Raw genomic sequence first — 26,301 nt, forward strand, 5'->3', positions numbered from 1 at the left:
TGTCCTCCCGGGGGAACCCCGGAGGCTCATTCGCCATAGGGGATCCAGATATTCTTCACATTCACCGCATGGCGCAGAAGGATCGGTCCCTCCGCTTCCGCCGGATTGAACCAGTCGGTTGCAAGCCCGTTGTCGGTGAGCGTGCGCTTGAGGTTAGCGACCGAGAGCCGTTCTGCCAAGGCGGACAATTCCTTGGGTCCGAAAACCCAGAGGGAATCGAGGTCGTTGTGCTCGGCAAGCGTCTTGGTCAGCTCGGCTGGCGAACCCGTCACGATGTTGACGACACCGGCCGGCACGTCCGACGTCTCGAGCACCGAGTAGAAATCGGTGGCGGCCAGCGGGTGACGCTCGCTGGGGACGACCACAACGCGGTTGCCAAGCGCGATCGCCGGCGCCACCAGGCTGATGAAGGCCAGTAGCGGCGCCTCGTCGGGGCAGACGATGCCGACAGTGCCGACCGGTTCGTGCATGGCGAGCGCCACGCCGCGCAAGGGCGGGGTATGGACGACACCCTCATACTTGTCGGCCCAGGCGCCATAGGTGAACAGGCGCGCGATCGACGCATCCACCTCGGCCGTCGCCTTGGCCGCCGTCGTGCCGGTCATGGCGGCGATGCGAGCGGCAAACTCGGCAGTCCGGGCGGAGAGATTCTCGGCGATGTAATAGAGCACCTGCGCGCGGTTGTGAGCCGTGGCGCGGCTCCAGCCTTCGGCGCCTCGCGCTGCGGCAACTGCGTTGCGGATATCCTTGCGGCTGCCGACGCCCACTTCACCCAGCACCTGGCCCTTGGGGCCAAGCACGGTCTGCGAATAGTTGCCGTCGGGACGGGCCTGCTTGCCACCGATGAACAGCTTGGCCGTGCGGTCGATGCCGGGCAGATCGAAGCCGCCTGAGGCAACGCGGGCCTCGGGCAGGGCGGGGCGAGCCCCGCGCGGCTTGCGTGCCGCCCAGGCCTTGGGCTTCAGATATTCATAAGCGCCTTCCTTGCCGCCCTCGCGGCCATAGCCCGATTCGCGATAGCCACCGAAACCGACGGCCGCGTCGAACAGGTTGGTGGCGTTGACCCAGACGACACCCGCCTGCACCTTGGCGGCCACTTCAAGGGCAAGGCCGATGGTCTCGCTCCAGATGGACGCGGCGAGGCCATAGCGGGTGTTGTTGGCAAGCTGAATGGCCTCGTCGGGAGTGCGGAAGGTCATGGACACCGCAACCGGGCCGAAGATTTCCTCCTGCGCCACGGTGGAGGCCGGATGGACGCCGGAAATCAGCGTCGGCTTGTAGAAGCAGCCGCCCGTGGGCAGTGCAATGTCGGCCTGGTAGAGTTCGCCACCCTCCGCCACGCCCTTCTGCACCAGCGCGTCGATGCGCCGCCGCTGGCTCTCGTCAACGATGGCGCCGAGGTCGATGCACTTGTCGAGCGGATGGCCGGTGACCAGCGTGCCCATGCGGCGCTTGAGCTTGGCGAGGAACCTTGGCGCCACGCCTTCCTGGATCAGGAGGCGCGAGCCGGCGCAGCACACCTGGCCCTGGTTGAACCAGATGGCGTCGACCACGCCTTCCACGGCGCCGTCAAGATCGGCGTCGTCGAAGACGATGAAGGGCGACTTGCCGCCAAGCTCCAGCGTCAGCGACTTGCCCGAACCGGCGGTACGCTCGCGGATCAGCCGACCCACTTCCGTCGAGCCGGTGAAGGCGATCTTGTCGATCCCCTCATGCTCGACGATGGCCGTGCCGGCCACCGAACCCGAGCCGGTCACCACATTGAGGACACCCGCGGGCAGTCCAGCCTCGGCGGCAAGTTCGGCAAACAGCAGGGCGGTCAGCGAGGTGAACTCGGCCGGCTTCAGCACCACGGTGTTGCCGAGCGCCAGCGCCGGCGCCACCTTCCAGGCCAGCATCAGGAAGGGGAAGTTCCACGGGATGATCTGGCCGACCACGCCGACCGGCTGGTGATCGGGAAACTCCCGTTCCTGCAGCTGCGCCCAGCCGGCATGATGGTAGAAATGGCGGGCCGCCAGCGGCACGTCGATGTCGCGCGTCTCGCGGATCGGCTTGCCGTTGTCGAGCGATTCGAGCACGGCGAATAGGCGGGCATGCCGCTGGATCATGCGGGCCAGCGCATAGAGATGGCGGGCGCGGGCGTGGCCCGAAAGGCGCGACCACGGGCCCTGAGCCTTGCGTGCGGCGGCAACGGCAGCGTCCACGTCGACCTTGGTCGCCATGGCGATGCGGGCGAGATCCTTGCCGGTCGCAGGTTCATGGGCGGTGTGAAACTCACCCGACGACGGGGCCACGAACTTGCCGCCGATGAACAGGCCAAAGCCGGGCTCATGGCGCTTCAGCCAGGCACGCACGTCGCCATCGGCTTCGGGGGCGGGGCCGTAGGACAGGTCGTCGAAATAGCTGGCAACGGACATCTGTTGGTTCCTTCGAACTCGGGAGGAAAGGCGATCGACGCGAAAGTGCGGATCAGCCGAGGGGATGGCGGTTGAAGGCGGAATAGGCGCCGGTGACATGATGCTCGAGCTGCCGCTCGATATCGGCGAGCAGGCTCGAAGCGCCGACGCGGAAGAGGTCGGGCTCCAGCCAGCGGCGGCCCAGCTCTTCCTTCATCAGGATCTGATAGTTGAGCACATCCTTTGCCAGCGAGATGCCGCCGGCCGGCTTGTAGCCGACCTTGATGCCGGTCATCTCCTGATAGTCGCGGATCATGCGCACCATCACCAGCGTCACCGGCAGCGTGGCGTTGACGCCTTCCTTGCCGGTGGAAGTCTTGATGAAGTCGGCACCGGCCATCATGCAAACCATGGATGCACGGGCGACATTGCGCAGCGTCTTGAGATCGCCCGTCGCCAGAATGGCCTTCACATGGGCCTCGCCGCAGGCTTGGCGATAGTCGCGCATCTCGTTGTAAAGCGCCTGCCAGTTGCCGGTCAGCACATGCTCGCGGGTGATGACGATGTCGATCTCCGACGCGCCCTCGGCAATCGACCGCTCGATCTCCTTGAGCTTGAGGTCATGCGGCACCAGACCGGCGGGAAAGCCGGTGGAGACGGCGGCCACGGGAATGCCCGATCCTTCGAGGGCTGCCACGGCATGCGGCACCATGGTTCCGTAGACGCAGACCGCACCGGTGGTGATGCGCCGATCCCCCATGCCGAGCGCGTCGAGGATATCCTGCCGCACCGGCTGGCGTGCCTTGGCGCAGATGCGCTTCACGCGCTCCGGCGTATCGTCGCCCGAGAGCGTGGTGAGGTCGATCTCGGTCACGGCCTTGAGCAGCCAGGCAGCCTGCGCATCCTTCTTGACGGTGCGCCGGCCCGGCAAGGACGCCGCGCGCCGCTCGACCGCGGAGAGGTTGACGCGCAAGCCTTCGATCACCTCAAGCTCCAGCGGCCCCGGCACATTGCGCCTTTCGTGGTTGCTGCTGGTCTCAGAGGTCGGACCGGACGTCGGAACTGAACTGTCGGCGGGCATGGGAAAGGATCCTCCGCTGCGTGACGAGGCAGCTGTCAACAGAAACAATCGATGATTGCGGACGCGCAGGGTCCGCAAATGTGACTATGATGACATATTGTTATAATCTTGACATTCGCAAGGGCGACTGTCAAGTCGCGCCGCCTGCTGGCGCGGCGCTGCGCCCCGGGAACCGCTGAAGCCCGTCTTCCGTGACGAGACCGGCGAAGTCGTCCAGCCCGGCAAACAGCGCAGGACGAACGCGCCCCTTCTTGCTGCCGTCGATCACCAGATAGGAGGCCTGCGCACAGGCCATCGCCTGCTGCTTGATCGGCACTTCATGCAGATGCGAGCAGCTGACCCCACGGGCCGGGTCAACCCCGCCGGCGGAGATGAAAGCCGTGTTGATGCCGAACCAGCTGAGGGAGGCTCCGGCGTCTCCGGCAAAGGAGGCTGATTCGGGGTGGTAGAGCCCGCCAAGCAGGATCAGCCTGATGTCGCTGCGATGGGCGACCCGCTCGGCGACATTGAGCGAATAGCACAGTACCGTCAGCGCAAATCCGGTCGGCAACTGCTCGGCGAGATGGGCGAGCGTGGTGCCGCAATCGATGAAGATGGTGCTGTCGGGCGCAATCAGCGGCACGGCGTGGGCACAGGCGGCCCGCTTGCTGGCAGCCCGACTGTCGGCCTCCCGCTCGAACTGATAGGGCACCTGCGGTCCGCCATCGCCCTGCGCCACGATATGACCGCCGAGATAGGTGAGACGATCGCGGGCGCCGGCCAGGTCGCGCCGCACGGTCATCTCCGAAACGCCGAGCAGGGCGGCCGCATCCTTGAGCCGCAAGACGCCGCGCGCGGCCACCTCGCGCCCCAGGCGCTCCATTCGTTCGTCGCTATTGCCGGCCATGCTCATCTCGCCTGTTTCACATGATGTTGTGATTATCACATTTTTCACATGGCTTCAAACAGGCTGCGCGCCAAACTGCGGGGGTGTCGACTTTCGACGGCCCTGGTGCCAAAAAACTCCGCGACGTTCGCTGCGGGGCGTTAAGCAGTACCCCATAGGCAATTTCTGCAATTTTCATAGCAACTTGCCGGTTCTGCGAGGTGTATGGCCCGATGGGTGTGGCATCGCGAGGAAATCGCGCCTGCGAAGCCCGCCCGACATGTCCAAATGCGGCAATGGTCACATTTTATTAACATTCGTCGCCGCTAGATTTGAGGGCGGGCGCAAAGAAAAATGCTCCGTATGGTTGTGCATACCGCGTGCCGGGCTGGAAAGTGCCCGGTTTCGGCGGGATGGGCAAACTTGGCCCAGGGAAGAATCAGGCTCGGTCGACGTTGCTTCAATATTGGAACACACTTCACGAACGTCATCCGGGACTGGCCTGGCCACTTGTCGCGGCGATGAGCGCTGCCTTGCTCCTGCTGCTGGTCGGCATGGCCGCCTGGTCGGACATGCGCACCGTCGCAACTGCAAGGCGGCTCGTGTCCGAAACCGCTGACGAGGCCGCCCTTGCTGCCGCCCGCAATGCCGATGGCATTCGCACCACGGTCCGGCATGTGATCGAAAGCCGGGCGGAAAGCCGCCTGCAGGCCGACGTCAAGTCCGGGATCTTGCGGGGCGACACCTTTGTCGAGCAGTCGCAGGGCGGCAACATCGTTCGTGTGACCGTGTCGGGGCAGGCTGTCCTGCCCTTCGGCGCCTTCGTCGGATACAAATATTGGCCGGTCGCCGCGACCGCCATGGCGCGCCGCACCGGCGTCGTGGGCCTCGCCATCAAGGGCATGGCTGCCCCGGGCAATGACGCCATCGCCGGCGCCATCGAACAGGCCCTGTTCGGCAACGGTGTACATCTGGATATCGACGATCGACGGGTGCTGTCGCAGGTCTCCATTGCCTTGCCGGATCTGGTCTCCCGTCTCGAGGCGGCTGAGACGGCGGATGCCCCCCCGGATCTCGACCAGATACTGCGGACGCGCTTCGGCCCGGGCAAGGTGTTGACCGCCGCCGCCGATCAACTGGCTGCACAGGCCAACCTCTCCGCCTTCGACGCCGCCGCCGTCGCCGCCTTGCGGCGGTTGGCCGAGCATGGCGCCCAGCCGGGCACGGAAGTCGAACTCGGCTCGATCTTCGGCTTTGCCTCAGGCCTCAAGGCCTCCGAAGTCGGCTTCCCGCAAGAACTCCTGTCGATCCGCGCCATCGATCTTGTGGGCGGCCTCCTGCGCGCCATCCTGGCCGAGGCACCGGTCAGCGTCACGGTCGTCAATCCCCTCGACGGCATCGATCTCGTTGACCTCGACCTGTCGACGGCCAAATCCGCCGAAGGGACCGTCGCCGCGCTCGTCGCCAGCGAGGGCAGCACGATTGCCACGGCGCCCATGCGCATCGCCGCCCGCGTCAAGGTGCGCGGCATCGCCATCGCTGACGCTGTCGAATTTACCCTGCCCGTGGAAGTGCGCCTGTCCGCCGGCGACGCCGTGGTGCGAACCATCCAGTGCGACGGCAAGGGGTCCGACATCACCGTGGACGGCAGGCCGGTGCGGGCCAGCCTAGCCATCTTCAAGCCCGCGGACAGTGAGGCCGACGGCGCCGCCGACAGCAAATATGTTCCGCTGATCGCCACCGACACGGTCATCGCCTGGGGGCAGGGCAGCGAGAGCTTTGCCGACGACCCGCCGATCACCATCGTCTTCCCGACGGCGGCCAGCGGCCCGACCATGCGCAGCCTGCGCGCCCCCATCGACCTGCGCAATCGCCTCGGCAAGCTGGCCGGTGACGCCGACATCGTCGTCACCTTCAAGCGGCCACAGCCCGACATGACCGAAAGCGGTGTCCGCGCCGATCTCGCCCAGGCCATCAACGACAAGGCCGACGGCCTCAACGAGATTTTCTCCAGCGCCTTTGCCACCTTCGGCGTCAAGCCGGGTCAGATGGATCTGTCCGTCTCCGGCGTGTCCTGCGCCACCTCGCAACTGGTTGACTGAGCGAGCGGCCGTCTGATTGTGGCAATCGCGGGAAGGCGCTATAGCTGCGCCGAACGGAGCGAGCGTCGCTCCCCCCGATGCCGCAGGCCAGCAACAACTCATGACTGACGACGAACTCATCGCCCGCATTCTCTACCGTGACGGCCAGATGCTGATCGTCGACAAGCCCGCAGGCATCCCGGTGCACGGCGGCTTTGGCGGTGGCGAGACGCTGGACCAGCATTTCCCGGCACTGCAATTCGGCCTGCCCAACCCACCGCAGCTGGCGCACCGGCTCGACAAGGACACCTCCGGCTGCCTGGTTCTCGGTCGCCATCGTCGCTCGATCCGGGAGCTCGGCGAGATGTTCGCCTCCCAGAAGATCGCCAAGACCTATCTGGCCGTTGTCGTCGGTCAGATGCCCGAGGACGAAGGGGTGATCGACGCGCCGCTCGCCAAGCAGGTGCACGACAAGCGCTCCTGGTGGATGAAGGTCGATCCGTCCGGTCAGCCCTCGGTGACCGAGTATCGCGTCGTGGCGCGCGGCGACAAGCTCTCGGTCGTCGACCTCTTCCCACGCACGGGCCGGACGCATCAGCTGCGGGTGCACACCGCGTTTCTGGGCTGCCCCATCGTCGGCGACGGCGTCTACGGCGGTGACCTCGCCCGAGGCGTCGACAAGCGCCTGCACCTGCATGCCCGCCACATTTCCGTGCCCCTTTACAAGAAGAAGCCGGTCATCGAGGCCGAAGCGCCGGTGCCCGAACACATGACGCGGCTGCTTGGCCGTCTGGGCGTCATGGACGAGACCGGCTGGCTGCGCCATGTGCCGCGGCCTGCTGCAGTCGAACCGGTTGAGGTCCCGGAGACGGTTCAGCCATGACCCGCCGGCTGCCGCCGCTCGTGGCCCTGCGCGCCTTCGAGGCGGTGGCGCGCCTGGGCTCGGTGCGCAAGGCGGCCCATGAACTCGGCGTGGATCATTCGGCGGTCAGCCGGCACGTGCACAATCTCGAAGCCTTTCTCGGTGTCCGGCTGATCGACAACAGCCCGCGCGGCAGCGAACCGACGCCCGAGGGGCGGCGCTATTTCGAGCAGGCCGCGCTCGCCTTCGAGGTGATCGCGCAGGCGACCGAGGCGCTGAAGCCGGCAGGAACGCGGGGCGAACTCAATTTCTGGTGCGTGCCCGGCCTGGCCGTGCGCTGGCTGATGCCGCGCCTCAACGAACTGGAAGCGCTGCTGCCGGGCCTCGACATCGTCCTGCGCCCGACCGACCAGCCTCCGGAGCTCACGCGTGGCGAGGCCGATGTGGAACTGCGCTTCAACCCGCGCCCCGTCACCGGCGTGCGCTATGAGGAACTGCTGTCGCCACGCTTCTTCCCGGTGGCAAGTCCCGCCTTTCTGGCGACCCACGGCGCGGTCACCTCGGTCGAAGACCTCGCCCAGCGCCCGCTGATCCACGAGGAAAGCCGCGAGCAGTGGCGCCGCTGGCTGGCCATGGCAGGGCTCGACCCCGTGCCGCCGCTCGCCGGGCCGCGTCTGTGGTATGCCAATGTCGCCATCGAGGCGGCGCTGATGGGGCAGGGCGTCACGCTGGTCAACCGGCTGCAGGTGGCTGACGAGCTCGCTTCCGGGCGGCTGGTCGAGCTCATGGCCACCGACATCCACCTCGGCGCCTATGTGGTGCAGACCAGCGCCGAGCGCTGGGGCGAGGCCGCCTTCGTCAAGCTGCGCCGCTGGCTCGCCGAGGAGATGCGGCGATGTGGTGATAATTAGTCACCGCTCGGGTGTGGATTTTGCGGCTCCACCTGTGGGCTGTTTCCCGGTTTGATGCCGCAACCCAAACCGGAGGCCTTGCCCATGTCCACCAATGCCGAACTCGTTGCCCGTCGCCAGATCGCCATTCCGCGCGGTGTCGGCAACGCCTATCCCGTCTACACCGCCCGCGCCGAGAATGCCGAGCTGTGGGACGTGGAAGGCAAGCGCTACGTGGATTTTGCCGGCGGCATCGCCGTGCTCAACACCGGTCATCGCCATCCCAAGGTGATCGCCGCCGTCAAGGCCCAGCTTGACGCCTACACCCACACCTGCTTCCAGGTCACCCAGTACGAGCCCTATGTGGCGCTGGCCGAGAAGATCAATGCGCTTGCTCCCTTCAAGGGCCCGGCCAAGACCATCTTCTTCTCCACCGGTGCCGAAGCCGTCGAGAATGCCGTCAAGATCGCCCGCGCCGCCACCGGCCGCTCGGCGGTGATCGCCTTTGCCGGCGGCTTCCACGGCCGCACCATGATGACCATGGGCCTCACCGGCAAGGTGCTGCCCTACAAGAAGAAGTTCGGCCCGATGCCGAACGAGATCTATCACCTGCCCTTCCCGATCGCCGACCATGGCACCACCACGGCCGACACGCTGAAGGCGCTGGACTTCCTGTTCCGCGCCGACGTCGAGCCCTCGCGCGTTGCCGCCATCATCGTCGAGCCCGTGCAGGGCGAGGGCGGCTTCTATGAGGCGCCCAAGGATCTGCTGGTGGCGCTGCGCACCATCTGCGACGAACACGGCATCGTGCTGATCGCCGACGAAGTGCAGACCGGCTTCGGCCGCACCGGCAAGATCTTCGCCATGGAAAATTCCGGCGTCGAACCCGACCTGGTCACCATGGCCAAGTCGCTGGCCGGCGGCTTCCCGCTGTCGGGCGTGCTCGGCAAGGCCGCCATCATGGACGGCGCCGAAGCCGGCGGTCTCGGCGGCACCTATGCCGGCTCGCCGCTGGCGCTTGCCGCCGCTCTGGCCGTGCTCGAGGTGATCGAGGAAGAGAAGCTCTGCGAGCGCGCCAACACCATGGGCGCCACCATCAAGGCCCGCCTTGCCAAGATCGCCCAGCGCAACGACGTGGTGCCGATCAGCGGCATCCGCGGCCCCGGCGCCATGATCGGCTTCGACGTCGTCAAGTCGCACGGTGCCTATGAGCCGGACGCCGACGCCACCAAGCGCATCACGGCCGCCGCCATCGAGAGCGGGTTGATCCTTCTGTCCTGCGGCGTCAACTTCAACGTCATCCGCATCCTGGTGCCGCTGACCGCTTCGGACGAGATCCTGAACGAGGGTCTCGACAAGCTCGAGGCGGCCCTGATCAAAGCCAAGGGCTGATCTGCCGGACCGGGGCCTCGGCCCCGGTCTTTCCCTTGCAATTCTCGCATCTTCTTCGGCGGTGCCGCGTCCTTGCGGGCCGCCCTTCCTTTCGGAGGCCGTGCCATGACCCTCGCTCTCAAGGACCCGACGCTTCTCATCCCCCGCTGCTATGTGAACGGCGCCTGGGTGGGCGAAGGCACCGTCGACGTCACCAACCCGGCCACCGGTGCCGTCATCGCCAAGGTGCCGAACTTCGGTGCCGCCGAGACGTCCGCCGCCATCGATCATGCCGCCGCCGCCATGGAGGCCTGGGCTGCCAAGGTGGCCAAGGAGCGTTCCAACATCCTGCGCCGCTGGTTCGATCTGATCATCGCCAACCGGGATGATCTCGCGCTGATCCTCACTTCCGAGCAGGGCAAGCCGCTGGCCGAGGCCCGTGGCGAGATCGACTATGCCGCCGCCTATATCGAGTTCTACGCCGAAGAGGCCAAGCGCGTTTACGGCGAGACGCTGCCCTCGCACCGCGCTGACGCCCGCATCCTGGTGATCCGCCAGCCGGTCGGCGTCGTCGCCGCCATCACGCCGTGGAACTTCCCGGCTGCGATGATCACCCGCAAGGTGGCGCCGGCGCTCGCCGTCGGCTGCACCGCCATCATCAAGCCGGCCATGGAAACCCCGCTCACCGCGCTTGCCCTGGTGGCGCTCGCCGAACGCGCCGGCATTCCCGCCGGCGTTCTCTCCGTGGTGACCGGCCGCGCCGCGCCGATCGGCGAGGTGATGACCTCGCACCCGGCCGTGCGCGTCGTTTCCTTCACCGGCTCGACGGAAATCGGCAAGCTGCTCGCCCGCCAGTCGGTCGGCACGCTCAAGAAGATGGCGCTGGAACTCGGCGGCAACGCCCCCTTCATCGTCTTCAACGATGCCGATCTCGACGTTGCCGTCGAAGGCGCCATGGTGTCGAAGTTCCGCAACATGGGCCAGACCTGCGTCTGCGCCAACCGCGTCTACGCCCAGCGCGGCATCTATGACGCCTTCGTCGAGAAGCTGACGGCGGCAGTGGCCAAGCTCAACGTCGGCTCGGGCACCGAGGCTGGTGTCACCCAGGGTCCGCTGATCAACGAAAAGGCCGTCGACAAGGTGGAAGAGCACCTCGCCGACGCGCTCGCCAAGGGCGCCAAGGTGGTGCTCGGCGGCAAGCGCCATGCGCTCGGCGGCACCTTCTTCGAGCCGACCGTCATCTCCGGCGTCACGCAGGACATGAAGGTGGCGCGTGAGGAGACCTTCGGTCCGGTCGCCCCGGTCTTCCCCTTCGACACCGAAGAGGAAGTGGTCCGCTATGCCAACGACACCGAGTTCGGCCTCGCCTCCTACTTCTTCTCGCGCGATGTCGGCCGTATCTTCCGCGTGGCCGAGAAGCTGCAGTATGGCATGGTCGGCATCAACTCGGGCCTGATCTCCACCGAGCTCGCCCCCTTCGGCGGGATCAAGGAGAGCGGCTTCGGGCGCGAAGGTTCGCACCACGGCCTCGATGAATTCGTCGAGAAGAAATACATGCTGGTGGCCGGCCTCGACAAGTAAGGCCGGTTGCCACGGTCGGCCCGCCATGAGCGCTTTCCGACCTGACGGAATCGTCAGGTCGACAAGAAATCGCTCCGGATTCAAGAGTTTGAGCAGCAGGTCCCGATCGTCTGCTGCAAGGCCGAAACGGGGGGCTGACATTCAGCCAGATATTGACTGGAGCGGTGACGTGCGGACTGGCACGCCACCGCTTTTTGTCTTTGACTCACCGCATCCACGGTGGTTCGCTGCCCGCGCCATCCTCCAAGGGAGCGTTCGATGCCGCAAGAGACCCCCATCCTTCGTCCCTACAGGGAAGAAGACTTCGAAAGCCTGCGCCAGGCGGTCGGGGTTGTCTCGCGCGAGCGCAAATACCTGTCCTTTCTCGATACGCCACCGCTTGAGGCGGCGCGCGCCTATGTGCAGGAATGCACCGAGCGCGGGGATCCGCGCTATGTCCTCGCCCATGCCGGTGCCGTGGTCGGCTGGTGCGACCTCACGCGATTCTCCGACCGTGAAGTTTTCCGCCACCGGGCCGTTCTCGGCATGGGGCTGCTGCCCGGCTGGAGAGACAAGGGACATGGCCTTCCCCTGATCGAGGCCACCATTGCCGCAGGCTGGCAGGTGGGCTACCGCCGGATCGAGCTGATCGTCCGGGCCGACAACCTTCGCGCCATCGCCCTCTACCGCAAGGTCGGCTTTCAGGAGGAGGGCGTCTCGCGGGGCGCCTTCCTCGTGGACGGCGTCGCCCATGACGATGTCCGCATGGCGCTGCTCGCGCCGATTCAGTTGGGTGACCTGACGCAACCCCGATGAATCCATTCGCATTGGTATTAAATCCATAAGGCCAATTGCGCAGGCGGACTCTTGTCACGCCCCTGACATGATTTTCATTGAATCTCGCGCTCATCTTAAGTGACTGCGAGACAATCACATTTTCCGGCAGTCTCGATCGCGGGCGATAATGCCAATCGAATTGGTATTGAAACCAATCCGCACGCGGTGCTAAGGGAGCGGGCAGCGCCATCAGGCGTGGTGCGCGCCATTGGTATTATCCAGGACTCGCGAAGGACTCGAAGTTGCCTGCACAGGATTCCCCCCTCTTCCTCGGCATCGACGGTGGTGGCACCAACTGCCGCGCACGTATCAGCGATGCGGATGGGATCACGCTCGGCAGCGGTACCGGCGGTCCCTCGAACATCACCACCGATCTTGACCGTGCCGCCCAGTCGATCCTCACGGCCACCCGCGCGGCGCTTGCCGAGGCGGGCCTGACGGACGCCGCCTTCGGACGTGTGCACGCCGTCCTCGGCATGGCCGGCGGCAACTCCCCGCGCGAAGCGGCGGCGCTGACGGCCTGGCCCTTCGGCTTTGCGGCGCAGATGGTCACCTCCGACGCCGAGACCGCCTGCGTCGGCGCCCATGACGGACAGGACGGCGCCATCCTGATCCTCGGCACCGGCAGCCAGGGCTATGGTCGCCTCGACGGCGAGAGTTACCGGGTTGGCGGCTGGGGCTTTGCCCTGTCCGATGGTGCCTCGGGTGCCGTCGTCGGCCATCGGGCGGCGCGGCGTGCGTTGCTCGGCTTTGAAGGCATCAAGTCCGCCTCGCCCTTCACCGACGCCATCATGGCGCGCTTTGATGACAGCGAGACCACCATGCTCGCCTGGGCGCTCAAGGCCATCCCGCGGGATTGGGCCGAGTTCGCCCCCATGGTCTTCACCTACGCCGAAGCCGGCGACCCCGTCGCCATCGAGCTTCGCACCGAGGCCGTGTCCGAGGTCGAGGGACTGGTGTCCCGGCTCGTCAGCAAGGGTGCGGCCCGTATCGCCCTGGTCGGCGGTCTTGCCGCCGTCTATCGCCCCCATCTGGCCGCCAACCTCTCCTCCGTCCTCACCGAGCCCCTGGGCAACGCGCTCGACGGCGCCCTGCGCATGGCGCGCGGTCTCAAGCGGGAGTAGGCGCCATGGCATCGCTCGCAGACGTGATCGGTACGTCCTGGCGCGATGCTCCCGGGGCGGCGCCCATCTACATGCGCCTGCAGGCGGCCCTGCGCGACGCCGTTGCGGCGGGTGGGCTGCAAGCCGGCGATGCCTTGCCGGCCGAACGCGACCTTGCCACCCTCTTCGGCATCTCCCGCGTCACCGTCCGCAAGGCGTTGAGCGGGCTTGCCGCCGAAGGCCTCCTGGTGCCCCGCCGAGGCGCCGGCACCTTCATCGGCAGCAAGCCGCGCCAGGTGGAACAGCCGCTGTCGCGTCTCACCTCCTTCTCCGAGGAGATGCGGGCTCGCGGCATGCGTCCGGCCACGCGGGTGCTCGACAGCACCATCTCGCTTCCGTCCTCGTCGGAGGCCATGACGCTCGGCATCACGCTCGGCGAGAAGGTCTGCCGGATCTATCGCCTGCGCTTTGCCGACGACGTGCCCATGGCGCTCGAAATGTCCAGCCTGCCGCAAGCGCTCCTGGCTGATCCGTCGGAGGTCAACGAGTCCCTCTATGCCGTGTTGCGGGCCCGCGGCATCCGCCCGGCCCGCGCCATGCAACGCATTCGCGCCGTCAGCCTCGGCGCCGTCGAGGCCGAGCATCTGGGCATCGCCGCCGGTGCGCCGGCGCTCAAGATCGAACGCATTTCCTATCTCGCCGACGGCCGCGTCGTCGAGTTCACCCGCTCCTTCTATCGCGGCGACGCCTATGACTTCGTCGCCGAACTCAATCCGGGGAAAGATCCATGACCACGACAATGACCGCCATGCTGCGCGAGACGACCGAAGCGCCGGATGTGGTCGCGCGCCTCTTCGCCGAGGAAGCGGCCAACTTCCGCGACCTCGGTCGCCACCTGCGCCAGCTGTCCCCCTCACCGCTCGCAACGTGCGCCCGCGGTTCGTCCGATCACGCCGCCGCCTTCTTCAAATATGCGACGGAGATCCTGATCGGTACGCCGGTCGCCTCCATCGGCCCCTCCATCGCCTCCATCTATGACGCGCCTCTCAAGATGCAGGGCGGCGCGGTGCTGTCGGTGTCCCAGTCGGGCAAGAGCCCCGATCTCGTGGCCCTGCAGGCCAAGGCGCGCGCTGGCGGCGCCTTCGCCATCGCGCTCGTCAACGTCGAGGACAGCCCGCTTGCCCGTGAGGCCGATGCGCTGATCCCGCTGCACGCCGGTCCGGAAACCTCGGTCGCCGCCACCAAGAGCTTCATCGCCTCGGTTGCCGCTGCCGCTCGCATCGTCGCCGAATGGGCCGCCGACAACGACCTGCTGCGCGCCCTCGAAGCGCTGCCCGACCACCTGGCCATGGCCTTGCGCATGGATTGGTCGCCGGCCGCCCGCGTCTTCACCCACGCAGACTCCATGTTCGTCGTCGGCCGTGGCACCGGCTTTCCGGTTGCCCAGGAAATCGCGCTGAAGTGCAAGGAAACCTGCGCGCTGCACGCGGAAGCCTTCTCGGCCGCCGAAGTGATGCACGGGCCGCTGCGCCTGGTGCAGGACCAGTTCCCCGTGCTGGCGCTGGTGCCCGAGGACGCGGCCGCCTCCGCCAATATCGCCGGCATCGAGAAGCTGAAGGGCGCCGGCGGCAACATCTTCACGGCAACGGCCCGCAACGGCCTGCCGGGCACCCACCTGCCGACCGTCTCCACCGGTCACGGCATCACTGATGCCATCGCCATGGCGCTGTCCTTCTATCGCTTCATCGAGGGCATTTCGCTGGCGCGCGGCTTCGATCCGGATCGTCCGGTCAATCTCGCCAAGGTGACGGAGACCCGCTGACATGACCCTGACCGCTTTCACCGGCGCCGACCTGTTCGACGGCGACAGGATTGTCTCCGGCAGGACCTTGCTGGTGGAAGCCGGCCGGGTTGTCGGTCAGTGCGCGCCGTCGGAGATCCCGAGCGCCGCGCAGCGGGTCGACCTTGAGGGCGGCCTCCTCACCGCCGGCTTCATCGACGCGCAGGTCAACGGCGGTGGCGGCGTTCTCCTCAATGACGACCGCACGCCCGGCGCCATGGGCCGCATTGCCGCCGCGCACCGCCGCTACGGCACCACCGGTCTGCTGCCGACGCTGGTGACCGACACCCAGGCGGTCACCGAGCAAGCGCTCGACGCCGCGGTGGCGGCGGCCGGGGTTCAAGCCGGCGTGCTCGGCGTCCACCTCGAGGGGCCGCATCTGGCTCCGGCGCGCAAGGGCGCTCATCCTGCCCATCTGATGCGTCCGCTCGACGACACCGATGTGGACAGGCTGATCGCGGCGCGTCCGGCCATCGGCGTCCTGATGGTCACCCTGGCCGTCGAGCAGGCGCCGCCGCGCCTCATCCGCCGGCTGGCGGACGCCGGCGTCATCGTCTCGCTCGGTCACACGGACGCGGCCTATGACGCGGCCATGGCTGCCATCGATGCCGGCGCGCGTGGCATCACCCATCTCTTCAACGCCATGAGCCCGCTCGGCCATCGCGCGCCGGGCATGGTCGGCGCTGCCCTCAACAGCGGGTCGGTCTGGTGTGGCATGATCACCGACGGCCATCACGTGCATCCCGCCTGTCTCGATCTCGCCTTGCGCGCCAAGCAGGGGCCGGGCAAGTGCTTCATCGTCACCGACGCCATGCCGACCGTTGGCGTTGACGCCACGAGCTTCTCGCTGGGGGGGCGGCTCGCGACGCGCGCCGACGGGCGACTGACCTTTGACGACGGCACCTTGGCCGGCGCCGACATCGACATGGCCGCAAGCCTGCGCTTTGCCGTCGAGCATCTGCAGTTGAGCCGCGAAGAAGCCCTGCGCATGACCACGCTCTATCCGGCCCGGTTCCTGCGGATCGACGCGACGCGCGGCAGCCTGCAGCCCGGGCGCATTGCCGACATGCTGCTGCTCGACGACGGCCTCAGGCCGCGCCGTGTCTGGCTGGACGGTGTCGAATGCTCTGACGCGCCGATCGGCTGATCAGTTGCGCCCCGCCTTGGGGCGCAGCCGGACCACCACGTCGACGCGGACGATCTCCATGCCCTCGGGGGCTTCCGGCAGCATGCCCACATCCAGGCCCTTGCCGGGAATGTCGAAGATGCGGCTCTCGCCTTCCACATAGAAATGGTGGTGGTCGTCCACATTGGTGTCGAAATAGGTGCGTGTGCCCTCGACCGCCACTTCCCTGAGCAGACCGGCCTCGGTGAATTGGTGCAGCGTGTTGTAGACGGTGGCAAGCGACACCGGCACGCGGGCAATCACCGCCTCGGCGTGCAGTTCTTCCGCGCTCACATGCCGGTGGCCACGGGAATAGAGAATGTCGGCAAGGGCGACGCGCTGGCGGGTCGGCCTCAGGCCGGCGTCGCGCAGGCGCGATCGCGGGCTGATCTGAAAGGCGGCAGACACGCGCCGATCCTGCGCGTTCACTTCGGTCTCGGGATCGTCGAGGCTGCGGGTCTGTCGTTCAGTCGGCAAAATACGTTCCATTTCTCTGATCCGGTCTGCCGGCCCAATTGTCCGCGACAGGACAAGCAATCCGGATTTCCAATCTCAAATAATATGCAATTCGAAGGCCAAGCGCAAGACAACGAAAAAAGGCCGGTGATGCGCACTTGGCGAGGCTTTCGATGGGCTGTGACCTGTGTTAGAGATCGCCCACTTTACCGTGCGGGGCGCAGAGCCTCTGCAGGCCGGACTTCGCATGAAGACCGGCGTCAGAGGCCGTTGATGCCACGGAAATCCTGAGGCGGCCGGCAACCCACGTTCCGGCGGCCGTTTCGGTGCAGGCTCCTTGAAGCCGTTGGCGCTGGCAGGATTTTCGGGAGTGTCAGGCGCTCGCCGGGTATTATGAGACAGGATTGCAACGGGCCATACGAAAATGTCGGCCCGGGTCAGAAAAACGACAAGCGAGGCGATAAAAGAGCATGAGCGGGCGAAGGAACAGTTTCGACTACGAAGACCTGTTGGCTTGCGGACGCGGCGAGATGTTTGGTCCCGGCAACGCCCAACTTCCCATGCCCCCCATGCTGATGTTCGATCGCATCTCCGAGATCTTCGAAGACGGCGGCGAGCATGGCAAGGGCTACATCCGCGCCACGCTGGAGATTCGGCCGGACCTCTGGTTCTTCCCCTGCCATTTCAAGGGCGATCCGGTGATGCCGGGCTGCCTCGGCCTCGACGCCCTCTGGCAGATGACCGGCTTCTTCCTCGGCTGGCTCGGCGAGCCGGGCCGCGGGCGCGCCATCTCCACCGGTGAGGTGAAGTTCACCGGCCAGATCGTGCCGACCACCAAGCAGGTTGAGTTCGGCGTCGATTTCAAGCGCGTCATGCGCGGCCGCCTGGTGCTCGGCATTGCCGACGGCTGGGTGAAGGCCGACGGCGAGGTGGTCTTCAAGGCCACTGATCTCAAGGTCGGCCTGTTCAAGGCCTGATCGGCATTTCGGGCCTGTGCGCCACCGGACTTGAAGGCCGGGCGCACAGGGCCATATGGACTTAAGCTGGCCGGGCGACCTCGTGAGGGCACCCATTCGGCCACCACAGATCAAGGAATATTGTCATGAGGCGCGTCGTCGTCACCGGTATGGGCATTGTGTCCTCGATCGGCAACAACACGCAGGAAGTCCTGTCGTCGTTGCACGAGGCCAGGTCGGGCATCACCCATGCGCCGTCCTTCGCCGAACTCGGCTTCCGTTGCCAGGTGTACGGCGCGCCGACACTTGACCCGGCCGCCGTCGTCGATCGGCGCGCCATGCGTTTCCATGGCGGCGGTACCGCCTGGAACCACGTGGCCATGGAGCAGGCCATCGCCGACTCCGGTCTCGAGGAAGGCGACATCGTCAACGAGCGCACCGGCATCATCATGGGCTCGGGCGGTCCGTCCACCCGCACCATCGTCGAAGCGGCCGACATCACCCGCACCAAGGGGCCCAAGCGCGTCGGCCCCTTCGCCGTGCCCAAGGCCATGAGCTCCACCGCCTCGGCGACGCTGGCCACCTGGTTCAAGATCAAGGGCGTCAACTATTCGATCTCCTCGGCCTGTGCCACCTCCAACCACTGCATCGGCAATGCCTACGAGCTGATCCAGTGGGGCAAGCAGGACGTGATGTTCGCCGGCGGATCGGAAGAGCTCGACTGGACGCTCAGCGTGCTGTTCGACGCCATGGGCGCCATGAGCTCGAAGTATAACGACACTCCGTCCACCGCCTCGCGCGCCTATGACAAGAACCGCGACGGCTTCGTCATCGCCGGCGGCGCCGGCGTGCTGGTGCTGGAAGAGCTCGAACATGCCAAGGCGCGCGGCGCCCGCATCTACGGCGAGATCGTCGGCTATGGCGCGACGTCTGACGGCTACGACATGGTCGCCCCCTCGGGCGAAGGCGCGGTGCGCTGCATGCGTCAGGCCCTGTCGACCGTCAAGGAAAAGATCGACTACATCAACCCGCACGCCACCTCGACGCCGGCTGGCGACGCCCCGGAAATCGAGGCGATCCGCACCGTGTTCGGCGGTGCCGACAAGTGCCCGCCGATCGCGGCCACCAAGTCGCTCACCGGCCATTCGCTCGGCGCGACCGGCGTGCAGGAAGCCATCTACTCGCTGTTGATGATGAACAACCGCTTCATCTGCAAGAGCGCCCATATCGATGAGATCGATCCGGCCTTCGCCGACATGCCGATCCTGCGCGAGCGCGTCGACAACGCCAAGATCGACACCGTGCTGTCCAACAGCTTCGGTTTCGGTGGCACCAACGCCACGCTGGTTCTGCAGCGCTACGTCGCCTGATGACGATGTTTCACGGCCGCCGCGGTGCCATGAGCGCCCGGCGGCTGACCTTTTTTCTGTTTCAAGGTTGGACGAGATGACTGGATTGATGGCCGGCAAGCGCGGCTTGATCATGGGTGTTGCCAACAATCACTCCATCGCCTGGGGCATCGCCAAGGCCCTGTCATCGCAGGGTGCCGAACTTGCCTTCACCTATCAGGGCGATGCCTTCGGCAAGCGCGTGAAGCCGCTGGCCGAGGAAGTGGGTTCCAAGTTCCTGATCCCCTGCGACGTCGAGGACATCGCCTCTGTCGACGCCGTCTTCGAGACGCTGAAGGCCGAATGGGGCAGCATCGATTTCCTCGTGCATTCGATCGGGTTCTCCGACAAGAACGAGCTGAAGGGGCGCTACGCCGACACCACGCGCGAGAATTTCTCGCGCACCATGGTGATCTCGGTCTTCTCCTTCACCGAGATCGCCAAGCGCGCTGCGGCCCTGATGCCGAACGGCGGCTCGATCCTGACGCTGACCTACGGCGGCTCCACCCGCGTCATGCCCAATTACAACGTCATGGGTGTGGCCAAGGCCGCGCTTGAGAGCTCGGTGCGCTATCTGGCTGCCGACTTCGGCGAGGATCAGGTGCGCGTCAACGCCATCTCGGCCGGCCCCGTGCGGACGCTGGCCGGTGCCGGCGTCACCGACGCGCGGCTCATGTATAACTTCCAGAAGAAGAATGCGCCGCTGAAGCGCACCGTCACCATCGATGAGGTCGGCGGTTCGGCGCTCTACCTGCTGTCCGATCTGTCCACCGGTGTCACCGGCGAGATCCACTTCGTCGATTCGGGCTACTCGATCATGTCCATGCCGCGCATCGACGAGCTCAAGGAGCAGGATCGCCGCGAAGCCGCCGAGGGTGTCGTCAGCGAGTGATCGGCTTCAAGGGCTGAAAGTTGCTGGAAGGGCCGGTCCGATGGATCGGCCCTTTTTCATGCCGTCAATCGTCGGACGGGTCGTCGGCGGCCGGATTGCTGTCATCGCCCGCCCCCTGGCAGGTGGAGGCGGCCGTAGCGATCAGCGGCCCGAAGCTGGCATTGGGGCCGCGCGATTTCCAGATCTCGGTGCCATCGAGCGAGCTGGCGACGCAGCCGCAGAAGGCGGTGCAATAGCCCTCACCGGCGCCGAAGTTGCCGCATTCGGCCTTGCAGTCGTTGATGAAGGTGACACGCTCCACCACCGGATCGACAGGAAGGATCGCCGCCAGGCCCTCGGCGATGCCGAAGAGCACCGGCTGGTGCACCAGATAGAAGACCAGGCTCCAGCGGCCGAGCGTCGCCAGGAACCCGAGCGGCTTGCTCTTGGGCAATCCCTGCGGCAGGCGGATGCTGCCGTTGACGATCCAGCGACCGATGGCCATGCCCGCAAGCATCGGCCCGATCCAAGGAAAGAAGGGCACGAAGTCGTTGGACACCGGAACCGTGTCCGACAGACCTATGACCGCATAGGGCAGGGGATCGAGGGCCGGATTGAAATAATAGACCGGCAGGGCCATGGCCCCGGCCGCAAGAGCCAGGAGCAGGATCGGCGGCAGGCGCAGGACCAGCAGTCCGGCGATGCTGCCGGCCACCATCATGTGCAGGATGCCGAAGAAGATCCAGGCATCCGGAAACATGTACCACGAGGCCAGCGACACCAGCACCGCACCGGCGGCGATGCGGAGCACCCGCCCGGTGAAGCGGGTGATGTCGATCCCGTCGCGGTGCGCCAGTACCAGTGAAATGCCGGCCAGCATCAGGAAGGTCCCGGCGATCCCCTTGGCAAAGTCGCGCCACAGCGGATCGGAGGCAACGCCCCATTTCACCAGATGAACGTTGGCGAGATCCCAGGAGAAATGGTAGACCGCCATGGCGATCAGCGCGAGGCCGCGCAAGAGGTCAATCGCAGCAATGCGACCGGCTCGCGGCTGGGCATCGGCCCTTGGGAAGGTCGAATCAGTCATGGTGCCTCCTCAGACGGTTTGCGCGAGAAGGCGGGGAGACGCAACAGGTGCAAACGGTCGCGGACGCAGGGCAAGTGCTTTTTGACGAGGGAAGTGGCAGCCTGCGGATGCGCCTCAAGGCCGGACGCGGCAGTGCGCGACTTGTGGTCGTCTTCAGCCAGGTGCGCGTGCCCGACGGCAAGTTCGGGCTGGAGCGTCTGTTTGCCCGCACCACCCACGCCTGCCTCTTCCTCAATCAGCCGGACAACGCCTGGTATCGCGGTGCAGACGCGGCCATCGACGCAGCGATCGCCCGGGCGCAAGCCATGACCGGCGCCGAGGACCTGATCTTCTACGGCAGCTCCATGGGCGGATTTGCGGCGTTGGCCGCGGCGGCCCGCTGGCCGCAGGCGCGCGTCTTCGCCTTTTCACCGGATTTCCGCATCGGCGAGCCGGCCAGCCAGTCAGCCGCTGCCGGGCTCACGGCGGATGCGGCTGAACCGGATATCGCGGCCTTGGTGAGTGCTGTCCGTGACGGCCGCATCGAGATCGTCACGGGCCTCTTCGACGCCTATGACGCCGGCGTTGCTGCACGGCTCGCGGCCGCAGCGCTGCCGGCGACGGTGCGCCTGACGACGCTTGCCTCAAGCCACGAACTGCACGATCACCTCTACAGCCTCAACATCATCCGCAAGGTGATCGCCACCTTTGCGCGGGATGTGCGGGAGGAATGCGCGGCCCGCAGTCTTGTGGTGGATGTCGCCGATTGGGACGGCTACCGGGCCTTTGCAGCCGCAAGCCTTGCTTTTGCTCAGGGCAATGCTGTGGATCTGGGCGGTCTTGCCGCCATGCCGCCGGCCTGCAATCCCGGCGTCGAACTCCTGCGTGCCGCGGTGCTCGAACACCAGGGACACAGGGGCGCGGCGCTCGAGTGCCTCGAGGCTCTGGAGCGGACCATACGGGCCGACGAGACCCTGTCGGGACTCACCAAGCGCTATCTCAAGGAAGTTCCCCGTCGCCGCATCCTGCTGCTGACGGAGCTAGGTCGGACGGAAGACGCCGCCGTGGTGGCACGGCAGGCTCTCAGCCTTCATCCGGCGGACGGGGACTTCGCCCGCATCGCCGGAGCTGTCGCGGATCAGTGAACCGACACGGTCACCAGTTCGGCCTCGACGGCATTGGCCAGCGCCGCCTCGCGGCTGTCGGTCAGCATGATGGGACGACCGTCGGCCGAATGCAGCGACCACAGCGTCAGACCGGGCGCCAGGTCCAGATAACCGGGATAGGCGGCCAGGACTTCGTCGGACCGCACGGTCTTGAGATAGGCAACTTCGCCGCCGCCGAGCTGCAGGAAGGCCGCATCGGGCATGACCTTGCCGTCGGAGCAGGTGACATTGTAATCGGTAAGCATGACGCATCTCCTCTCCTCACGTGTCCCGACAGGGCGGGCACAGAGGACAGTCACCCTTCGGTGCCAGACCGGCAGACCAAACGGCGAAGTCAAACAGTATCAGGAATTCCCTACCGGGGTGTTTATGCCGACCGGCAGCTTTAGCCGAGCCCGTTGATCTCGATCTTTCGGATCACGCGCTCAAGCGGCGGTCGCACCAGATCGATGGACAGCAGGCCGTCCTTGAGATCGGCGCCGAGGATCTCGATGCCCTCGGCCAGCACGAAGCTGCGCTGGAACTGCCGCGCGGCAATGCCCCGATGCAGATATTGCCGGCTCTTGTCGTCGATCTGTCGGCCGCGGATCACGAGCTGGTTTTCCTCGACGGAAACGTCCAGCTGATCGCGCGTGAAGCCAGCCACCGCAAGCGTGATGCGGATGACATCGCCGTTGGGCTCGTCGCGCTCGATGCGCTCGATATTATAGGGGGGGTAGCCGTCGCTGGCGGCCTTGGTGACGCGGTCGATAGCCCGCTCGATCTCGTCGAACCCCAGGAGGAAGGGGCTCGAAAATCCTGCCATGCGTGTCATGTCTGCAAAGTCCTGACGGTAGCGACCTTGGATCCGGACCCTCCAGGAGGCATCCGGCAGTTACCCGACCTATATGGCAATGCCGACGCGGTCATTCAAGATACGATTCGGCGGCGCCCCGGGCTCGGCTGGCAGGCTGCCGTATTCGTAAGGGGCGGTTGCCGTATGCTGCGCCATGGCCCGGGACGCCGGGCAATGGTCTCCCGCGCCAAAGCAACGTGAGAATGATCGCCACATTTCTCCCGCGCTTGCGGCGTCTTCGCGCATCACAATTGGTCTTACTTGCGCGGCCTTTGCGCATTTTCCCATAGTGCAGCGCAAGATCACCTTTGACGGACGCCCCCCGAGCCGTTAGAAGAAACTCATATTCACAGCTATCCTTACGCTTACGTAAGCGTCAGAGGGTGGCTCAGGAAGCTGCCACTTCCAAAGGAACCCGGGGGACACCGACCTGATGGCTGACGCACGCACCGCCGCTTCCCGCCCGCTTTCGCCGCACCTGCAGGTGTTCCGGCCGATCCTCACCATGATGATGTCGATCGTTCACCGCATCACCGGCGGGGCACTTTATGTCGGCACGCTCTTCGTGGTCTGGTGGCTGGTCGCCGCCGCCAGCGGTCCGGAGTATTTCGCCTTCGTCAACGGCATCTATTCCTCCTGGTTCGGCCGTCTGGTCCTGCTCGGCTTTGCCTGGGCGCTGGTGCACCACGCCATTGGCGGCATCCGCCATTTCCTCTGGGATTTCGGCTATTGCCTCGACAAGGCCACAGCTACGCGCATGGCCCAGATCAATATCGTCGCCTCCCTGGCAATCACCGCGGTGATTGCCGTCATCGGCATTCTGGTCGCCTGAGCCTTCGGAGACTTATCATGAGCAAGCCCTCCCGCATGCGCACCCCGCTGGCGCGCGCCCGCGGCCTTGGCGCGGCCAAGTCCGGCGTCCATCATTTCTGGCACCAGCGAGTCACCGGCGCGGCCAGCCTGCTGCTGGCCATCGTCTACATCATCCTGGTGCTGAAGCTGCAGGGCGACGACTATGCCTCGGTTGTCCATACGCTCGGCAATCCGCTGGTCGCCGCGCTCATGCTCGGCTTCATCGGCGCCGGCGTCTATCACATGAAGCTCGGCATGCAGGTAATCATCGAGGACTATGTCCACGGCGAAAAGCTGAAGATCGCCTCGCTCATCCTCAACAATCTCTTCTGCGCCTTCATCGGTCTTGCCGCCGCCGTCGCGCTTCTCAAGATCACCTTCGGAGCCTGACCCATGGCCGACGTCAACAAGTCCTTCAACGTCAACGGCCGCGCCTATCCCTTCATCGACCACACCTTCGACGTGGTCGTGGTGGGCGCTGGTGGTGCCGGTCTGCGTGCCGTGACGGGTGCTTCGGAAGCCGGTCTGCGCACCGCCTGCATCACCAAGGTGTTTCCGACGCGCTCGCACACCGTCGCCGCCCAGGGTGGCGTCGCCGCCTCGCTCGGCAATATGGGGCCGGACGACTGGCGCTGGCACATGTTCGACACCGTCAAGGGTTCCGACTGGCTCGGCGACCAGGACGCCATCGAATATCTGGTGCGCAACGCCCCGGCCGCCGTCTACGAGCTTGAGCACTGGGGCGTGCCCTTCTCTCGCACCGAAGACGGCAAGATCTATCAGCGCCCCTTCGGCGGCATGACCACCAAGTTCGGTGAGGGCGGCCCTGCCCAGCGCACCTGCGCCGCCGCCGACCGTACCGGCCACGCCATGCTGCACACGCTCTATGGCCAGAGCCTGCGTTACGGCGCCGAGTTCTTCATCGAATTCTTCGCCATCGACCTGATCATGGAGAACGGCGCCTGCCGCGGCGTCGTGGCGCTTGATCTTGCCAATGGCACCATCCACCGCTTCCGCGCCCACAAGACCGTGCTGGCGACCGGTGGCTACGGCCGCGCCTATTTCTCCTGCACCTCCGCCCACACCTGTACCGGTGACGGCAACGCCATGGTGCTGCGCGCCGGCCTGCCGCTGCAGGACATGGAATTCGTGCAGTTCCATCCCACCGGCATCTACGGTGCCGGCTGCCTGATCACTGAAGGCGCGCGCGGCGAGGGCGGTTACCTCACCAACTCCGAGGGCGAGCGCTTCATGGAGCGCTATGCGCCGTCGGCCAAGGATCTTGCCTCGCGTGACGTCGTCTCGCGCTCCATGACCATGGAGATCCGCGAAGGTCGCGGCGTCGGCAAGAACAAGGACCACATCTACCTGCACCTCGATCATCTCGATCCGGCCATCCTGCACGAGCGCCTGCCGGGCATCTCGGAGAGCGCCAAGATCTTCGCCGGCGTCGACGTGACGCGCGAGCCGATCCCCGTGCTGCCGACTGTGCACTACAACATGGGCGGCATTCCCACCAATTATCACGGCGAAGTGCTGACGCTGGTCGGCGGCGACCCCGATGCGGTGGTGCCGGGCCTGATGGCTGTCGGCGAGGCCGCTTGCGTGTCGGTGCATGGCGCCAACCGCCTCGGCTCCAACTCGCTGATCGACCTCGTGGTCTTCGGTCGTGCCGTCGGTCACCGTTGCGCCGAGACCATCGACCGGACGGGTCGCCATGCCGATCTGCCGGCCGATGCCGGCGAGTTCGCGCTGTCGCGCCTCGACAAGGCCCGCTACGCCAACGGCTCCAGCACCACGGCCGAACTGCGCCTCTCCATGCAGAAGACCATGCAGAACAACTGCGCGGTGTTCCGCACCGGCGACGTGCTGGAAGAGGGCGTCAAGCTCATCAACGATTGCTGGGCTGCCGGCTCCGATCTCAAGGTCACCGACCGCTCGCTGGTCTGGAACACCGACCTGACCGAAGCGCTCGAATACGAGAACCTGATCATCCAGGCCGTGGTCACCATGGAAGGCGCCGCCAACCGCAAGGAAAGCCGCGGCGCCCACGCCCGCGAGGACTACGCAAGCCGCGACGACGTCGAGTGGATGAAGCACACGCTCGCCTTCATCGACGAAGGCGCGCGCAAGACCTCGCTCGACTATCGCCCGGTGCACACCTACACGATGACTTCGGACATCGAGTACATCAAGCCGAAGGCGCGCGTGTACTGAGTTCGTTGGGTCGCGGGGTATCTGCGGTGCGGCTGGATGAGATTATGAGTGGTTATGGGAAGCCGGCTTCTATTTGTGCTCTTTGGATTGTTGCAGCGCTGCTTTCGAGTTGCGCGAAAGGTCCAAGTCCCGTCGTGCAGCCGGAAACAAAGTCGCGTTTCGATGTAGAAAAAGCCTTGGCAAAACGGGAAGCACTGCCTCAGCAGCGCTTCCAGGAGTTAATTGCCGGCGACTGGTGCAATGCGGACGCGATGAATACGTTTTGTTCGTCTGGCAGCAAAACGGGCGATGTTAAAGGAGAGATGTACAGCTTTTCTTCGAACGGGCGTTTCAGGTTTTCCTTCTTCAAGAAGACATGCGCAGATCTTGGAAGAAATGCACCTCTGTCTACATGTGAGCGAAAGGGGGAGGGGCAATACTCTCTCTCTGGCATATTTGTGGGT

Annotated in this window: 24 protein-coding genes; 17 read left to right on the forward strand and 7 right to left on the reverse strand. The window is 65.8% G+C overall.

Annotated elements, in window-relative coordinates; all coding sequences use genetic code 11:
- Window positions 1–26: 26 nt before the first annotated feature.
- The 3 genes from L2I41_RS05915 to L2I41_RS05925 all read right to left on the reverse strand — a co-directional run bounded on the left by L2I41_RS05915 (window position 27) and on the right by L2I41_RS05925 (window position 4,363).
- Window positions 27–2,417: an aldehyde dehydrogenase family protein gene (locus L2I41_RS05915; protein ID WP_237152602.1), complete on the reverse strand. Its 2,391-nt coding sequence runs from the start codon at window positions 2,415–2,417 to the stop codon at window positions 27–29.
- A gap of 52 nt (window positions 2,418–2,469) precedes the next feature.
- Window positions 2,470–3,477, reverse strand: coding sequence for a deoxyribose-phosphate aldolase (gene deoC, locus L2I41_RS05920; protein ID WP_237152603.1), 1,008 nt, complete (start codon window positions 3,475–3,477; stop codon window positions 2,470–2,472).
- A gap of 130 nt (window positions 3,478–3,607) precedes the next feature.
- A complete protein-coding gene (locus L2I41_RS05925; protein WP_237152604.1) occupies window positions 3,608–4,363 on the reverse strand; it encodes a DeoR/GlpR family DNA-binding transcription regulator in 756 nt (251 codons plus the stop codon).
- 500 nt (window positions 4,364–4,863) lie between these two features.
- Between L2I41_RS05925 and L2I41_RS05930 the strand changes: the two genes are divergently transcribed.
- From L2I41_RS05930 to nagA, 10 genes are all read left to right on the forward strand, one after another.
- On the forward strand, window positions 4,864–6,444 hold the full coding sequence (locus L2I41_RS05930; RefSeq protein ID WP_237152605.1) for a hypothetical protein: 1,581 nt from the start codon (window positions 4,864–4,866) through the stop codon (window positions 6,442–6,444).
- A gap of 100 nt (window positions 6,445–6,544) precedes the next feature.
- Window positions 6,545–7,306 (forward strand): RluA family pseudouridine synthase, encoded by a 762-nt coding sequence (locus tag L2I41_RS05935; RefSeq protein ID WP_237152606.1) that lies wholly within the window; start codon window positions 6,545–6,547, stop codon window positions 7,304–7,306.
- A complete protein-coding gene (locus L2I41_RS05940) occupies window positions 7,303–8,196 on the forward strand; it encodes a LysR substrate-binding domain-containing protein (protein WP_237152607.1) in 894 nt (297 codons plus the stop codon). The genes L2I41_RS05935 and L2I41_RS05940 overlap by 4 nt, the downstream gene beginning before the upstream one ends.
- Window positions 8,197–8,280: 84 nt before the next feature.
- Window positions 8,281–9,567 carry a 4-aminobutyrate--2-oxoglutarate transaminase gene (gene gabT, locus L2I41_RS05945; protein WP_237152608.1) on the forward strand — a complete coding sequence of 429 codons (1,287 nt, stop codon included), beginning with the start codon at window positions 8,281–8,283 and terminating at the stop codon, window positions 9,565–9,567.
- A gap of 105 nt (window positions 9,568–9,672) precedes the next feature.
- A complete protein-coding gene (locus L2I41_RS05950) occupies window positions 9,673–11,127 on the forward strand; it encodes an NAD-dependent succinate-semialdehyde dehydrogenase (protein WP_237152609.1) in 1,455 nt (484 codons plus the stop codon).
- Between the two features lie 258 nt (window positions 11,128–11,385).
- Window positions 11,386–11,922, forward strand: coding sequence for a GNAT family N-acetyltransferase (locus tag L2I41_RS05955; RefSeq protein WP_237152610.1), 537 nt, complete (start codon window positions 11,386–11,388; stop codon window positions 11,920–11,922).
- 263 nt (window positions 11,923–12,185) lie between these two features.
- Complete coding sequence (locus tag L2I41_RS05960) at window positions 12,186–13,067, forward strand: glucosamine kinase nucleotide-binding domain-containing protein (RefSeq protein ID WP_237152611.1); 882 nt, start codon at window positions 12,186–12,188, stop codon at window positions 13,065–13,067.
- A gap of 5 nt (window positions 13,068–13,072) precedes the next feature.
- Entirely contained in the window at window positions 13,073–13,837 is a 765-nt protein-coding gene (locus L2I41_RS05965) for a GntR family transcriptional regulator (protein ID WP_237152612.1), read from the forward strand.
- 8 nt (window positions 13,838–13,845) lie between these two features.
- On the forward strand, window positions 13,846–14,868 hold the full coding sequence (locus L2I41_RS05970; protein WP_390633923.1) for an SIS domain-containing protein: 1,023 nt from the start codon (window positions 13,846–13,848) through the stop codon (window positions 14,866–14,868).
- A 1-nt stretch (window position 14,869) separates the two neighbouring features.
- Entirely contained in the window at window positions 14,870–16,033 is a 1,164-nt protein-coding gene (nagA, locus tag L2I41_RS05975) for an N-acetylglucosamine-6-phosphate deacetylase (RefSeq protein ID WP_237152614.1), read from the forward strand.
- Here the strand turns inward: nagA and irrA are convergent, their stop codons facing one another.
- Window positions 16,034–16,540 carry an iron response transcriptional regulator IrrA gene (gene irrA / locus L2I41_RS05980; RefSeq protein ID WP_390633880.1) on the reverse strand — a complete coding sequence of 169 codons (507 nt, stop codon included), beginning with the start codon at window positions 16,538–16,540 and terminating at the stop codon, window positions 16,034–16,036. It lies immediately after the preceding gene.
- Between the two features lie 437 nt (window positions 16,541–16,977).
- On the opposite strand from irrA, the gene fabA reads away from it, so the two are divergent.
- The 3 genes from fabA (at window position 16,978) to fabI (ending at window position 19,743) form a co-directional block, all read left to right on the forward strand.
- A complete protein-coding gene (gene fabA, locus L2I41_RS05985; RefSeq protein ID WP_237152615.1) occupies window positions 16,978–17,484 on the forward strand; it encodes a 3-hydroxyacyl-[acyl-carrier-protein] dehydratase FabA in 507 nt (168 codons plus the stop codon).
- A gap of 125 nt (window positions 17,485–17,609) precedes the next feature.
- Entirely contained in the window at window positions 17,610–18,833 is a 1,224-nt protein-coding gene (fabB, locus tag L2I41_RS05990) for a beta-ketoacyl-ACP synthase I (RefSeq protein WP_237152616.1), read from the forward strand.
- A 76-nt stretch (window positions 18,834–18,909) separates the two neighbouring features.
- The gene (gene fabI / locus L2I41_RS05995; RefSeq protein ID WP_237152617.1) at window positions 18,910–19,743 is read left to right on the forward strand and encodes an enoyl-ACP reductase FabI; all 834 of its coding nucleotides are present in this window, start codon (window positions 18,910–18,912) and stop codon (window positions 19,741–19,743) included.
- Between the two features lie 64 nt (window positions 19,744–19,807).
- On the opposite strand, the gene L2I41_RS06000 is transcribed toward fabI, so the two are convergent.
- On the reverse strand, window positions 19,808–20,809 hold the full coding sequence (locus L2I41_RS06000; protein WP_237152618.1) for an acetyltransferase domain-containing protein: 1,002 nt from the start codon (window positions 20,807–20,809) through the stop codon (window positions 19,808–19,810).
- Window positions 20,810–20,883: 74 nt separating this feature from the next.
- Here L2I41_RS06000 and L2I41_RS06005 point away from each other — a divergent pair, with 74 nt between their 5' ends.
- On the forward strand, window positions 20,884–21,933 hold the full coding sequence (locus L2I41_RS06005) for a hypothetical protein (protein WP_237152619.1): 1,050 nt from the start codon (window positions 20,884–20,886) through the stop codon (window positions 21,931–21,933).
- Here L2I41_RS06005 and L2I41_RS06010 read toward each other — a convergent pair.
- Together L2I41_RS06010 and L2I41_RS06015 are read right to left on the reverse strand one after the other, a co-directional pair.
- Window positions 21,927–22,199, reverse strand: coding sequence for a BQ00720 family protein (locus tag L2I41_RS06010; protein WP_390633883.1), 273 nt, complete (start codon window positions 22,197–22,199; stop codon window positions 21,927–21,929). The genes L2I41_RS06005 and L2I41_RS06010 overlap by 7 nt on opposite strands.
- Before the next feature lie 140 nt (window positions 22,200–22,339).
- A complete protein-coding gene (locus tag L2I41_RS06015; protein ID WP_237152620.1) occupies window positions 22,340–22,768 on the reverse strand; it encodes an Hsp20 family protein in 429 nt (142 codons plus the stop codon).
- Window positions 22,769–23,222: 454 nt separating this feature from the next.
- Between L2I41_RS06015 and sdhC the strand changes: the two genes are divergently transcribed.
- Genes sdhC through sdhA form a run of 3 tightly spaced genes read left to right on the forward strand, consistent with a single transcriptional unit; the run spans window position 23,223 to window position 25,858 of the window.
- Window positions 23,223–23,621: a succinate dehydrogenase, cytochrome b556 subunit gene (gene sdhC / locus L2I41_RS06020; RefSeq protein WP_237152621.1), complete on the forward strand. Its 399-nt coding sequence runs from the start codon at window positions 23,223–23,225 to the stop codon at window positions 23,619–23,621.
- A gap of 17 nt (window positions 23,622–23,638) precedes the next feature.
- The gene (sdhD, locus tag L2I41_RS06025; protein WP_237152622.1) at window positions 23,639–24,031 is read left to right on the forward strand and encodes a succinate dehydrogenase, hydrophobic membrane anchor protein; all 393 of its coding nucleotides are present in this window, start codon (window positions 23,639–23,641) and stop codon (window positions 24,029–24,031) included.
- Window positions 24,032–24,034: 3 nt separating this feature from the next.
- On the forward strand, window positions 24,035–25,858 hold the full coding sequence (gene sdhA, locus L2I41_RS06030) for a succinate dehydrogenase flavoprotein subunit (RefSeq protein ID WP_237152623.1): 1,824 nt from the start codon (window positions 24,035–24,037) through the stop codon (window positions 25,856–25,858).
- The last annotated feature ends 443 nt before the right edge of the window (window positions 25,859–26,301 follow it).

The sequence above is a fragment of the Oryzibacter oryziterrae genome, from assembly GCF_021864535.1.
GTDB classification, from domain to species: Bacteria; Pseudomonadota; Alphaproteobacteria; order Rhizobiales; family Pleomorphomonadaceae; genus Pleomorphomonas; species Pleomorphomonas oryziterrae.